Raw genomic sequence first — 13,530 nt, 5'->3', positions numbered from 1 at the left:
CCGAAGCCCGAGCGCCCGAAGGGCCTCGGGGCTGTGTCGATGTGCGGCTCCGCCGCGTGGGCACGACCAGCCACGACGGCCCCGCGGATGGCCGACGACGGATCGTGGCACTTCCAGCGGAGCGTTTACGCGAGGTGGAAGACCTCCGTCAGCGGCCTCATCGCCTCGTCCGGTTTCGCACCGTCGAGCGCCTCGAAGAACGGCGCCATCTCGGTCTGCCAGCGGGCGTTGACCTCGGTGGCGGCCATCGCGGCCTGGGCCGCCTCGAAGTCCTCGGTCTCCAGATAGCCGACGAGCAGCCCGTCCTCGCGCAGGAAGAGCGAGTAGTTGTGCCAGCCGGTCTCCGACAGCGCCGCCCGCATCTCGGGCCACACGGCGGCGTGCCGCTCGCGGTACTCCTCGATCCGGTCCTGGCGGACCTTCAGCAGAAAACACACCCGCCGCATCGCCGACCGCCCGCCTCAGAAGTGATACTTGTCGATGTTGGACTTGTCGAAGACGGTGGGCGGGCCGAGGATGACCTCGCCGTTCTTGCCGACCGTGTACTCGCCCAGCTTCCCGGCCTTGAACTTCTCCCCCTCGGCCCCGGTGATCTGCCCGGAGGCGAGCGCGGCCGCTGCGTACGAACCGAGGTAGCCCAGCTTCTTGGGGTCCCAGAGCGCGAACTGCTCGACGGTGCCGTCCTTGACGTACTTACGCATCTGGTTGGGCGTGCCGAGGCCGTTCAGCACCACCTTGCCCTCGTACGAGGAGCCGCTGATGTAGCGGGCGGCCGCGGCGATGCCGACCGTGGTGGGCGCGATGATGCCCTTGAGCTTGGGGTACGCCTTGAGCAGGCCCTGGGTCTCCTGGAAGGACTTCTGGTCGTCGTCGTCCCCGTACACCGTCTTGACCAGCTTCATGTTCTTGTAGGCGGGCTTGCTCAGCTCGTCCTTCATGAAGCGGATCCAGGTGTTCTGGTTGGTGGCGTTCTGGGTGGCGGAGAGGATCGCGATCTGGCCCTTGTAGTCCAGCTGCTTGGCGAGGTGCTGCACCTGGCTGCGGCCGATCTCCTCGGAGCTGGCCTGGTTGATGAAGAGCTGGCGGCAGGCCGGGGCGGTGTCCGAGTCGTACGCCACCACCTTGATGTCCTTCTTCATGGCCTGCTTGAGCGGGCCGCACACCGCGTTGGGGTCGTTGGCCGCGATCAGGATGGCGTCCTGGCGCTGCTGGATCAGGGTGTTGATGTACGACACCTGGGAGGAGGCGCTGGCGTCGGACGGGCCGACCTCCTTGCCCTTGCCGCCGAACTCCCCGGCGGCCGTGATCCCCGACTCGTCGATGAGCTTCTCGTAGGGGTTGTTGATCTGCTTGGGCAGGAAGGCCAGCTTGAGGTCCTTCTTCAGGGGGGCGCCGGGGTCGGCCTTGGCGTCGCTCTTGGCGGCGCCGCCGTTGTCGTTGTCCTTCTTGGTGGTGCCGCCGCAGCCGGCCAGGGCCACGGCCAGGGCACAGACCACGGCGGCGGTGGCGGCGGCGCGGTGGCTTCGAAAAGGGTCGTGGCGCGCAGCGCCTCGTTTGAGGGTGGTGGCGGGCGACGGGAGGGCGAAGCGCTGCTTCATGAGAAGACCTTTCGCGGTGCGTGGGTGGGTCAGCTGGTCGAGGCGGCGGCGCGCCGGTGACGCCAGGCGCTCACGGTGGTGATCAGACGGGGGGTGAGGACGGAGGCCACCAGCAGCAGCCCGGTGACGATCACCTGGACCTCGTTGGCCACGTCGTTGAGGGTCAGCAGGTTCTTCAGGACACCGATGAGCAGCACCCCGGCGACGGCGCCGAACAGTGTGCCCTTGCCGCCGTCGAAGTCGACGCCGCCCAGCAGGACGGAGGCGATGACGAGCATTTCGAAGCCCTGGCCGTTGTCGGCCCGCGCGCTCCCGTACCGCAGGGTGAACACGACCCCCGCGAAGGCCGAGATCAGCCCGCTGACCACGAACAGCAGCAGCTTGAGGCGCTTGACGCGGATGCCCGCGAAGTACGCGGCGTCCTCCTGGGCGCCGATGGCGAACAGCGACCGGCCCACGCCCGTGGCGTGCAGCACCACGGCGGCGACGACGGCCAGCACGATGAACAGCGTCACCGGATAGGTGAGGAAGGTGCCGGGCACGGTGGTGGTGTCCACGGCCCATTTGGCGTACGTCTCGGGGAAGTCGGTGATGGCGTTGGAGCCGAGCACCACCGACGCCAGCCCCCGGTAGAGCGCGAGCGTGCCGATGGTGACGGCGAGTGAGGGCAGCCCGACCCGGGTGACCAGCCAGCCGTTGAGCAGCCCGCCGGCCACCCCGACCAGCAGCACGATCGGCACTATGGTCTCGAACGCCCAGCCAGCGTCCCAGAGTTGGCCGGTGAGCGCGCTGGACAGGCCGAGCATCGAGGCCACCGACAGATCCACCTGCCCGGCCACCACCAGCAGTGTCATCGGCAGCGCCATCAGCGCCACTTCGGCGATGTCGTTGAAGGCGAAGGCGAGGTTGTCGCGGCTGGCGAAGCCGTCCGTGGTGCCGAGGCCGGTGAGGAAGACGGCCACCAGCAGCACCCCGACGGCGGTGTCCCACCTGAGCTTCATCGGGCGCTCCTCTTCGTCAGCGCGCGGGTCATGCGCACCCGTACGATCCGGTCCACGCTGATGGCCGCCAGCAGCAGCGCACCGGCGATGGCGTCCTGCCAGAACGAGTCGACCTTCAGCACGGCCAGCGCGCTGCCGATCGTGGTGAGCAGCAGCGCGCCCAGCGCCGCGCCCCACACCGTGCCGGTGCCGCCGACGATGGCGACGCCACCGACCACCACCGCGCTGACCACGGTGAGTTCCCAGCCGTGGGCGTTGTCGGCGACCACGGTGCCGAAACGGGCCAGCCACAGCGCGCCCGCGAAGCCCGAGACGGCGCCGGAGAACACATACGCGGCCAGCACCCGCCGCCGGATCGGCACCCCGGCCAGCCGGGCGGCCTCCGGGCTGGAGCCGATGGCGTACAGCTCACGGCCGCCACGGTAGGTGCGCAGGACGTACGCGGTCCCGGCGAGCACCACGAAGGCGATCAGCGGGAGATACGGGATGCCCAGCACACTGCCGCTGCCGAGGTCCAGCACGGACTGCGGCACATCGGCGGCGTTGATCTGCTCGCCTTGCGCCCACCAGTAGTCGACACCCTGGATGATGTAGAGCATCCCGAGGGTCACCACCAGCGCGGGCACCCGTCCGAAGCTCACCAGCGCACCGCTGACGATGCCGCAGCCCGCGCCGACGAGGAGGCCGAGAGCCAGGACCGTCAGCGCCCCGTGGTCGGTGCCGGAGACGAACTTCCCGCAGGCGAAGGCGGACAGGCCCACCACGGAGCCGACCGACAGATCGATGTTGCGGGTGATGACCACGACCGACTGCCCGACCGCGAGCAGCACCAGGATGGCGGCGTTGAGCAGCAGGTCCTTGATGCCCTGGTCGTCGAGGAAGCGCGGTTCGGCGATCCAGGTGAACAGCACCAGCAGCACGAGGGCTCCGGCGATGCTGATCTCCCGCGCGCGGAAGACGGCGTCCACGAGCGAGCGCGCCGAGCGTGCCGCCTCCGGCACGGCGGCGGTTTTATCGGGTTTCTCGATGGTCACGCTCACTTGCGGGTCCCTTCTGCGGTGGCGCCGGTGGGCCCGGTGGCGCCCGTGTCACCGGTGGCGCCGGTGCGCCCGCTCGCGCCGGTGGGCCCGGTGCGCCCGCTCGCTGCGGTGCCATCGGTGGGCCCGATCGCGTCGGCGTCGCGGGGGAGCTCGGTCGCGGCGGCCTCACCGGCGACACCGACGCCATCGGCGCCATCCGTGAGCCCGGTCGCGGCGGCCATCACGGTCTCCTCGGTGGCCTCGGCGCGCGGGATCTCGGCCACCAGCCGGCCCTCGTGCATCACCAGGACCCGGTCGGCCATGCCCAGCACCTCGGGCAGGTCGGAGGAGATCATCAGCACCGCGAGCCCGTCGGCGGCCAGCGACGACAGCAGCCGGTGCACCTCGGCCTTGGTGCCGACGTCGATCCCGCGCGTGGGCTCGTCGACGATGAGCACCGTGGGCTCGGTCGCCAGCCACTTGGCGAGCACGACCTTCTGCTGATTGCCGCCGGAGAGCACCCCGACGTGGTCGGCGAGACTGCCGTACTTCAGCTGGAGCCGGACCGCCCAGTCGGCCGCGCGGCCGCGCTCCAGCGCCCGTTTCACCAGCCCCGCGCGGCCCAGCCGGTCCAGGCCGGTCAGCCCGATGTTCCGCTCGATGGACATCTCCATCACCAGCCCCCGCTGGCGCCGGTCCTCGGGTACGAGCGCGAGCCCGGCGTCCATGGCGGCGGTGGGCGAACCGGGCCGCAGCACCGCCCCGCCGACCCGCACCTCGCCCGCGTCCGCCCGGTCCACGCCGAAGACGGCCTGGGCCACCTCGGTGCGTCCGGCGCCGACCAGCCCGGCGAGCGCGACGATCTCACCGCGCCGCACCTCGAAGGAGACGTCCCGGAAGACGCCCTCACGGGTCAGCCGCCGCACCTCCAGCGCGGTCTCGCCGACCCGGCTGTCCTGCTTGGGGTAGAGCTCGGCCAGGTCCCGGCCGACCATGCGGCGGACCAGGGCGTCCTGGGTGAGCCCGGCCAGCGGCTCGGACGCCACCAGCCGGCCGTCCCGCAGGGTGGTGACCCGCTGGCAGAGCTCGAAGATCTCCTCCAGGCGGTGGGAGATGAACAGCACGGCGGCGCCCTCTGCGCGCAGCGTCTCGACCACCGAGAAGAGCCGGGCGGTCTCGCTCCCGGTGAGCGCCGCCGTCGGCTCGTCCATGATCAGTACCCGGGCGTCGAAGGAGAGCGCCTTGGCGATCTCGACGATCTGTTGGTCGGCGATGGACAGGCCCCTGGCGGGCCGGTCCGGGTCGAGTTCGACGCCGAGCCGTGCCATCAGGGCGGCGGTGGAGGTCCGTACGGCCTTGTGGTCGATCCGGCCGAGAGCGCGGCGGGGCTGACGGCCCATGAAGATGTTCTCGGCGATGGAGAGATCGGGGAAGAGCGTCGGCTCCTGGTAGATGACGGCGGTGCCGATGTCACGGGCGTCGGCGGGGCCGTGGAAGACCACCGGCTCGCCGTCCAGCAGCACCCGGCCGGAGTCGGGCCGGTGCACCCCGGCGAGGATCTTGATGAGCGTCGACTTGCCCGCCCCGTTCTCACCGGCCAGGGCATGGGCCTCACCGGCGAAGAGCTCGAGCGAGACCTCCTGGAGGGCCCGTACGGCGCCGAAGGATTTGTTCACCCCCTCGAGGGCGAGGACCGGCACACCGGTCGAAGCAGGCTGGCTCACGGAGTCTCCTGACGCGTACGCAGGGGCAGTAAATGAAATGTTTCAATGCCGGATTCCGGGAAGCTAGCGGGGCCCTATGCGGCCGTCAAGGGGGTATGCACGGGATATACCCACATCGTTTCAGCCCCCTTGACGCACCCGGAGTCCCGGCCCTACGGTCCAGGCGCCTTGGGTTGAATCGTTTTCATCGATCGTTTTCATCCAGCCGTCCCCGGCCCTGGAGGAAGCTCGTGATCAGCAGACGGCACCTGCTCGCCACCACCGCTGCCACCGGTACGGCCCTCACGGGTCTGCCCGCCCTCACCCCGTCCGCCACCGCCGAGGACCGCCCCGGCGCGGGGCTGCGGGTCCGGAGCACCACGGTGGAGTACGCGCCCAACCCGCTCGGCCTCGACACCGCCCGCCCCCGGCTGAGCTGGATCCTCGGCTCGGACGCCCGCGACCAGCTCCAGAGCGCCTACCACATCCGGGTCGCCACCTCCCCCGACCGGCTCGGCGAGCCGGACGTCTGGGACAGCGGCAAGACGACTTCGCGCCAGTCGGTCCTGGTCCCCTACGACGGCCCGGCCCTGCGTCCGCGCACCCGCTACCACTGGTCGGTGCGGGTCTGGGACTGCCACGGCCGCCCCTCCCCGTGGTCCGCCCCCGCCTGGTGGGAGACCGGGCTGCTGAACTCCGGCCAGTGGCAGGCCCGTTGGATCGCCGCGCCCGCCGCGCTGACCGCGCCCCCGTCCCTGGAGGGCGCCTCCTGGATCTGGTTCCCCGAGGGGGATCCGGCCACCGAGGCCCCGGCGGCCACCCGGTGGTTCCGCACCTCCGTCCGCGCCCCAGGCGGTGTCCGCCGGGCCCGGCTGGTGGTGGCGGCCGACGACGGCTTCACCGCCCATGTGAACGGCACCGAGGTCGCCGCCCGCGAGGCGGTGGGCGTCCTCAAGGCATGGAGCCATCCGGTCACCGTCGACGTGACCGAATTCCTCAGCGAAGCGCCCGCCACCCTCGCCATCGCGGCCACCAACGCCGAGAAGGGCCCGGCGGGGCTGCTGGCCACCCTGGAGCTCACCACCGAGGACGGCACCACCCACCACCACACCGACGCCACCTGGCGCACGACCGACACCGAACCCCCGGCCGCCTGGGCGGACCCGGACTACGACGACGGCGGCTGGGCCACCGCCAAGAAGCTGGCGGCCTGGGGCGGCGGACCCTGGGGCAAGGTGCTCCCCCTCCAGTCCCCCACCCAGCTGCGCCGCGCCTTCCGGCTCACCAAGCCCGTGGCGCGCGCCCGGCTCTACGCCACGGCCCTGGGCCTCTACGAAGCCCACCTCAACGGCGTCCGCGTCGGCCGCGACCAGCTGGCGCCCGGCTGGACCGACTACCGCAAGCGCGTGGCGTACCAGACCTACGACGTCACCGACGCCCTCCGCCGGGGGACCAACGCCCTCGGGGTGACCCTCGCCCCCGGCTGGTACGCCGGGAACATCGCCTGGTTCGGCCAGACCCAGTACGGCGACCACCCCGCCCTGCTCGCCCAGCTGGAGGTCACGTACACCGACGGCAGCACCGAGCGCATCACCACCGACCAGCAGTGGCGCGCGGCCACCGGTCCGCTGCTCACCGCCGACCTGCTGATGGGCGAGGAGTACGACGCCCGCGCGGAGACCCCCGGCTGGACCTCACCGGGCTTCGACGACACCGGCTGGCGCCCCGCCGTCACGGCCACCGACATCACGGCCGAGGTGGTGGCCCAGACCGACGCCCCGACCCGGGTGGAACGCGAGCTCAAACCCGTCGAGGTCACCGAACCCACCCCCGGTGTCCACCTCTTCGACCTGGGCCAGAACATGGTCGGCAGCGTCCGCCTCACGGTCTCCGGCCCGGCCGGCCACAAGGTCCGGATCCGCCACGCCGAGGTGCTGGGCCCGGACGGCACCGCCTACACGGCCAATCTGCGCACCGCCCGCCCCGTCGACACCTACACCCTCAAGGGCGGCGGCCGGGAGACCTACGAGCCGCGCTTCACCTTCCACGGCTTCCGCTACGTCGAGGTCACGGGCTACCCCGGAACGCCCTCCCCCGACGCGATCACCGGCCGGGTGATGCACACCGCCGCCCCGTTCACCCTGTCCTTCCACACCGACTCGGCGATGCTCAACCAGCTGCACTCCAACATCACCTGGGGGCTGCGCGGCAACTTCCTGTCCATCCCCACCGACACCCCGGCGCGGGACGAACGGCTCGGCTGGACCGGTGACATCAACGTGTTCTCCAGCACCGCCGCGTACACCATGGAGTCCGCCCGCTTCCTCACCAAGTGGCTCCAGGACCTGCGCGACGGCCAGACCGACGAGGGCTCCTTCCCCGATGTGGCACCCCACCTCGGCGACGTCGGCAACGGCGTGGCGGGCTGGGGCGACGCCGGGGTGACCGTGCCCTGGAACCTCTACCAGGCGTACGGCGACACCCGGGTGCTGCGCGAGAACTGGCCGGCCATGCGGCGCTGGATCACCTACCTGGAACAGCACAGCACCGGCCTGCTGCGGCCCGCCGAGGGCTACGGCGACTGGCTCAGCGTCGAGGCGGACACCCCCAAGGACGTCATCGCCACCGCCTACTTCGCCCACGCCACCGACCTCGTCGCCCGCACCGCACACGTCCTGGGCGAGGACCCGGCCCCGTACGAAGACCTCCTGACCCGTATCAAGGCGGCCTTCAACCGCGCGTACGTGTCCGCCGACGGCAGGATCAAGGGCGACACCCAGACCGCGTACGTCCTGGCGCTCTCCATGGATCTGCTCCCGGCCGACCTCCGCACACCCGCGGCCGATCGCCTCGTCGCCCTCGTCAAGGACCGCGACTGGCATCTGTCCACCGGATTCCTCGGCACCCCGCGGCTGCTTCCGACGCTCACCGAGACCGGTCACACCGACGTCGCGTACCGCCTGCTCCACCAGCGCACGTTCCCCTCCTGGGGCTACCAGATCGACCGGGGCGCGACCACGATGTGGGAGCGCTGGGACTCGATCAAACCGGACGGGAGCTTCCAGGACGTCGGGATGAACTCGTTCAACCACTACGCCTACGGCTCGGTCGGCGAGTGGATGTACCAGAACATCACCGGGATCGCCCCCGCCGCCCCCGGCTTCCGCGAGATCCTGATCCGGCCCCGCCCCGGTGGCGAGGTGCGCTCCGCCGAGGGCCGCTACGACTCGCTCTACGGCCCGGTCACCACCCGCTGGTCGCAGGGCGGGGACAACGGCGACGACTTCACCCTCACGGTGTCCATCCCCGTCAACACCACGGCCCGGATCTGGGTCCCGGCACGCCGCGCGGCGGACGTGACCGCTTCCGGCGCCCGTCTGCTGCGCATGGCGGACGGCTGCGCGGTGTTCGCCGTGGGGTCGGGGACCCACCACTTCTTGACGCGTGGCGGACCGCGCGGCTAGGTTTCTTGAATCGTTTCATGAAGGAGATTCATGTCTGACGTTCCAGCCGTGAAGGCGGCCCTCAAGAGCCAGGCGGTCGAGACGCCGTCATGGGCGTACGGCAACTCCGGAACCCGCTTCAAGGTCTTCGCCCAGCCCGGTGTCCCGCGCTCCCCCCAGGAGAAGCTGGACGACGCCGCCCAGGTGCACGCCGCGACCGGGGTCGCCCCCACGGTCGCGCTGCACATCCCCTGGGACAGGGTCGAGGACTACGGGGCGCTCGCCAAGTACGCGGAGGAACGCGGTCTGAAACTGGGCGCCATCAACTCCAACGTCTTCCAGGACGACGACTACAAGCTGGGCTCGGTCACCCACCCCGACCCGGCGGTCCGCCGCAAGGCGCTGGGCCACCTCCTGGAGTGCGTCGACATCATGGACGCCACGGGCTCGCGCGATCTCAAGCTGTGGTTCTCCGACGGCACCAACTACCCCGGCCAGGACGACATCGCGGACCGTCAGGACCGTCTCGCCGAGGCGCTGAGCGCGGTCTACGACCGCCTCGGCGAGGACCAGCGGATGCTGCTGGAGTACAAGTTCTTCGAGCCCGCCTTCTACACCACGGACGTCCCGGACTGGGGCACCGCCTACGCCCACTGCCTCAAGCTGGGCCCCAAGGCCCAGGTCTGCGTGGACACCGGCCACCACGCGCCCGGCACCAACATCGAGTTCATCGTCGCCCTTCTGCTGCGCGAGAAGAAGCTCGGCGCCTTCGACTTCAACTCCCGCTTCTACGCGGACGACGACCTGATGGTCGGCGCCGCCGACCCCTTCCAGCTCTTCCGGATCATGTACGAGGTGGTCCGGGGTGGGGGGCTGACCTCGGGGGTCGCCTTCATGCTCGACCAGTGCCACAACATCGAGCCCAAGATCCCGGCGATCATCCGCTCCGTGATGAACGTCCAGGAGGCCACGGCCAAGGCCCTCCTGGTCGACCGCGACGCCCTCGCCACGGCCCAGCGCGAGGGCGATGTGCTCGGCGCCAACGCGGTCCTGATGGACGCGTACAACACCGATGTACGGCCGCTGCTGGCCGAGGTCCGGGGGGAACTGGGTATCGCCCCGGACCCGATGGCGGCGTACCGGGCGTCGGGGTGGGCGGAGCGGATCGTGGCGGAGCGGGTGGGGGGAGAGCAGGCGGGGTGGGGTGCGTAACGCATGCGGGGTGGCACCCCGCCGGTTCCCGGCCCGGGGGCCAGTCCCACTGAGCAGGTCGGCACGCAATCGACACGCAGAGGACGACTTGACTTCCTCCTCCGCCTAACGGCGGGGGAGTCCGGCGGTCGCCCGCTGGGTTTCCTGCTTCACCGACGACCGCCCCGTCCGGGAGGACTCCCGTTGAGGTCTTACACCGTCTCCACAGGCAGACGCCGCCAGCCCGGCGGCCAGGATGTTGCGTGCTGCGTTCACGTCGCGGTCATGCACGGCGCCGCAGTCGCACGTCCACTCGCGGACGTTCAGCGGCAGCTTCTCGCGAACCGTGCCGCAGTTCCCGCACAGCTTGCTGGATGGGAACCAGCGGTCGATCACGACGAGCTCGCGTCCGTACCAGGCGCACTTGTACTCCAGCATCATGCGCAGGTCCGTCCATGCCGCGTCCGAGATGGCGCGCGCGAGGCGGCCGTTCTTCAGCAGGTTGCGGACGGTGAGGTCCTCGATCACGACCGTTTGGTTCTCACGGACGAGACGAGTGGTCAGCTTGTGCAGGAAGTCGCGGCGCCGGTCGGCGATGCGCGCGTGCACGCGGGCGACCTTCCGGCGCGCCTTCTCCCGGTTCGCGGACCCCTTGGCCTTGCGGGACAGCTCCCGCTGCGCCTTCGCCAGGCGGGCTCGGTCGCGGCGTTCGTGTCGGGGGTTGGCGATCTTCTCCCCGGTGGACAGGGTCACCAGGGAGGTGATCCCGGCGTCCAGGCCGACCGCCGCACTCGTGGCGGGAGCAGGGGCGATGGTGTCCTCGACGAGCATCGCCACGAACCAGCGGCCCGCGCTGTCGCGGGACACGGTCACCGTCGTCGGCTCCGAACCCTCCGGGAGGGGACGGGACCAGCGGATGTCCAGCGGCTCGGCCATCTTCGCCAGCGTCAGGCGCCCGTCGCGCCATGTGAAGGCGCTACGGGTGTACTCGGCCGACGCGCGGGACTTCTTCCGCGACTTGTACCGCGGGTACTTCGCATGCTTGGCGAAGAAGTTCCCGAACGCCGTCTGAAGGTGGCGCAGTGCCTGCTGGAGGGGGACGGAGGACACCTCCGAGAGGAAGGCGAGTTCCTCGGTCTTCTTCCACTGCGTCAGCGCGGCGGAGGACTGCACGTAGGAGATGCGGCGCTGCTCGCCGTACCAGGCCTGCGTGCGCTCCTCCAGCGCCTTGTTGTACACCAAGCGGACACAGCCGAACGTGCGCGACAGCTCAGCCGCCTGCTCGTCCGTGGGGTAAAAGCGGTACTTGAACGCCCGCTTGACCTGCTGCTCCATGCCTCACATTCTATCAATTCCCATGTGAGTGAGCGGTGTCGGCCGGTGGCCAGTGGACACCGAATCGCCCTGACGCCGATTCGGCATTTCCCGCCCCGCTCCGTAGGAGTCCGCTTCCTCCCCGGCCTCAAAGCCGGGGTACCCACGAAGGAATTCTGATGACCGCAGAACCGCATCCCGAGGCGGGCGCGCTGTTGGAGCGCTCGCACCGGCTGGGCGCCGACCCCCGCAATACCAACTACGCGGGGGGAAACACCTCCGCCAAGGGCACCGCGACCGATCCCGTCACGGGCCAGGACGTCGAGCTGATGTGGGTCAAGGGCTCCGGGGGCGATCTGGGTACCCTCACCCACTCCGGGCTCGCCGCGCTCCGGCTGGACCGCCTTCGGGCGCTCACCGGGGTCTACCCGGGGGTGGACCGTGAGGACGAGATGGTCGCGGCGTTCGACTACTGCCTGCACGGCAAGGGCGGGGCCGCGCCGTCCATCGACACCGCCATGCACGGCCTGGTCGACGCCGCCCATGTCGACCACCTCCACCCCGACTCCGGTATCGCCCTCGCCTGCGCGGCCGACGGCGAGGCGCTCACCAAGGAGTGTTTCGGCAACCAGGTCGTCTGGGTGCCCTGGCGCCGCCCCGGGTTCCAGCTGGGCCTGGACATCGCCGCCGTCAAGAAGGCCAATCCGCAGGCCATCGGCTGCGTCCTCGGCGGCCACGGCATCACCGCCTGGGGCGACACCTCCGCCGAGTGCGAGGCGAACTCGCTCCGCGTCATCCGCACCGCCGAGGACTTCCTGACCGCACGCGGCAAGGCGGACCCGTTCGGCCCCGTCATCCACCCCGTCCTCCCCGAGCCCGAACGTCGCGCCCGTGCGGCGGCCCTGGCTCCCGTGATCCGAGGGCTGGCCGCCACGGACCGCCCCCAGGTCGGCCACTTCACGGACGACGACACGGTCCTGGACTTCCTCTCCCGCGCCGAACACCCGCGCCTGGCGGCCCTCGGCACCTCCTGCCCGGACCACTTCCTCCGTACGAAGGTCCGCCCGCTGGTCCTGGACCTGCCCCCGGACGCGCCCCTCGGCACGGCGATCGAACGGCTCAAGGAACTCCACGCCGCGTACCGCACCGACTACGCGGCCTACTACGACCGCCACGCCACGCCCGACTCCCCGCCCATGCGCGGCGCGGATCCCGCCATCGTGCTGATCCCCGGAGTCGGGATGTTCAGCTACGGCAAGGACAAGCAAACCGCCCGCGTGGCAGGCGAGTTCTACATCAACGCGATCAACGTCATGCGCGGCGCCGAAGCGGTTTCGACCTACTCCCCCATCGAGGAGTCGGAGAAGTTCCGCATCGAGTACTGGGCGCTCGAAGAGGCCAAGCTCCAGCGCATGCCCAAGCCGAAGCCCCTCGCGACCCGCATCGCCCTGGTGACCGGCGCGGGGTCCGGCATCGGCAAGGCGATCGCCCACCGCCTCGTGGCCGAGGGTGCGTGCGTCGTGGTCGCGGACGTCAACGCGGAATCGGCGCAGGCCGTGGCCCAGGAGCTCGGTGGCCCGGACAAGGCCACGGCAGTCACCGCCGACGTCACCTCGGAAGAGCAGATCAAGGCGGCGTTCGAGCAGGCGGCGCTGGACTTCGGCGGCGTGGACATCCTCGTCAACAACGCCGGAATCAGCGTCTCCAAGCCGCTCCTCGACACCACCACCGCCGACTGGGACCTCCAGCACAACATCATGGCGCGAGGCAGCTTCCTCGCCTCGCGCGAAGCGGCAAGGACCTTCATCGCCCAGAACATGGGCGGTGACATCGTGTACATCACGTCCAAGAACGCCGTATTCGCGGGCCCGAACAACATCGCCTACTCCGCGACCAAGGCCGACCAGGCCCACCAAGTCCGCCTCCTGGCAGCCGAATTGGGCGAGCACGGCATCCGCGTCAACGGCGTGAACCCCGACGGCGTCGTCCAGGGCTCCGGCATCTTCGCGGGCGGCTGGGGCGCACAGCGCGCGGCCGTGTACGGCGTCCCCGAGGAGAAGCTGGGCGAGTTCTACGCCCAACGCACCCTGCTCAAGCGCGAAGTGCTCCCGTCCCATGTGGCGAACGCGGTCTTCGCCCTCGTCGGCGGCGACCTGACCCACACCACGGGTCTCCACGTGCCGGTCGACGCGGGAGTCGCGGCGGCGTTCCTGCGCTGATACGCGCGTGCGGGGGACGGGGTCGCAAGGCCCCGGCCCCCG

9 protein-coding genes are annotated in these 13,530 nt (G+C 70.6%); 3 read left to right on the top strand and 6 right to left on the bottom strand.

Annotation, left to right across the window (positions count from 1 at the left end; all coding sequences use genetic code 11):
• Nucleotides 1–125 precede the first annotated feature (125 nt).
• From ACJX2R_RS41215 to ACJX2R_RS41195, 5 genes are read right to left on the bottom strand one after another with little or no spacing between them, the layout of a single operon-like run.
• On the bottom strand, nt 126–446 hold the full coding sequence (locus ACJX2R_RS41215) for an L-rhamnose mutarotase (protein WP_413104224.1): 321 nt from the start codon (nt 444–446) through the stop codon (nt 126–128).
• A 15-nt stretch (nt 447–461) separates the two neighbouring features.
• Entirely contained in the window at nt 462–1,598 is a 1,137-nt protein-coding gene (gene rhaS / locus ACJX2R_RS41210; RefSeq protein WP_413104223.1) for a rhamnose ABC transporter substrate-binding protein, read from the bottom strand.
• 29 nt (nt 1,599–1,627) lie between these two features.
• A complete protein-coding gene (locus tag ACJX2R_RS41205) occupies nt 1,628–2,599 on the bottom strand; it encodes an ABC transporter permease (protein ID WP_413104222.1) in 972 nt (323 codons plus the stop codon).
• Entirely contained in the window at nt 2,596–3,633 is a 1,038-nt protein-coding gene (locus tag ACJX2R_RS41200; RefSeq protein ID WP_413106078.1) for an ABC transporter permease, read from the bottom strand. Before ACJX2R_RS41200 ends, ACJX2R_RS41205 begins: the two co-directional genes overlap by 4 nt.
• Before the next feature lie 2 nt (nt 3,634–3,635).
• Nucleotides 3,636–5,342, bottom strand: coding sequence for a sugar ABC transporter ATP-binding protein (locus ACJX2R_RS41195; protein ID WP_413104221.1), 1,707 nt, complete (start codon nt 5,340–5,342; stop codon nt 3,636–3,638).
• Nucleotides 5,343–5,572: 230 nt separating this feature from the next.
• Between ACJX2R_RS41195 and ACJX2R_RS41190 the strand changes: the two genes are divergently transcribed.
• Both ACJX2R_RS41190 and rhaI read left to right on the top strand, forming a co-directional pair.
• Nucleotides 5,573–8,785, top strand: a complete 3,213-nt coding sequence (locus ACJX2R_RS41190) for an alpha-L-rhamnosidase (RefSeq protein WP_413104220.1) — start codon at nt 5,573–5,575, stop codon at nt 8,783–8,785.
• A gap of 30 nt (nt 8,786–8,815) precedes the next feature.
• The gene (gene rhaI / locus ACJX2R_RS41185; RefSeq protein WP_413104219.1) at nt 8,816–9,976 is read left to right on the top strand and encodes an L-rhamnose isomerase; all 1,161 of its coding nucleotides are present in this window, start codon (nt 8,816–8,818) and stop codon (nt 9,974–9,976) included.
• A gap of 105 nt (nt 9,977–10,081) precedes the next feature.
• On the opposite strand, the gene ACJX2R_RS41180 is transcribed toward rhaI, so the two are convergent.
• Nucleotides 10,082–11,290: an RNA-guided endonuclease InsQ/TnpB family protein gene (locus ACJX2R_RS41180; RefSeq protein WP_413104218.1), complete on the bottom strand. Its 1,209-nt coding sequence runs from the start codon at nt 11,288–11,290 to the stop codon at nt 10,082–10,084.
• Nucleotides 11,291–11,448: 158 nt separating this feature from the next.
• On the opposite strand from ACJX2R_RS41180, the gene ACJX2R_RS41175 reads away from it, so the two are divergent.
• Nucleotides 11,449–13,488: a bifunctional aldolase/short-chain dehydrogenase gene (locus tag ACJX2R_RS41175; RefSeq protein WP_413104217.1), complete on the top strand. Its 2,040-nt coding sequence runs from the start codon at nt 11,449–11,451 to the stop codon at nt 13,486–13,488.
• Nucleotides 13,489–13,530 lie beyond the last annotated feature (42 nt).

This window comes from Streptomyces sp. Inha503 (assembly GCF_047215865.1).
GTDB lineage: Bacteria > Actinomycetota > Actinomycetes > Streptomycetales > Streptomycetaceae > Streptomyces > Streptomyces lycopersici.
Note: the sequence above shows the minus strand (reverse complement) of the source record. Positions and strands in the feature narration are given on the sequence as shown.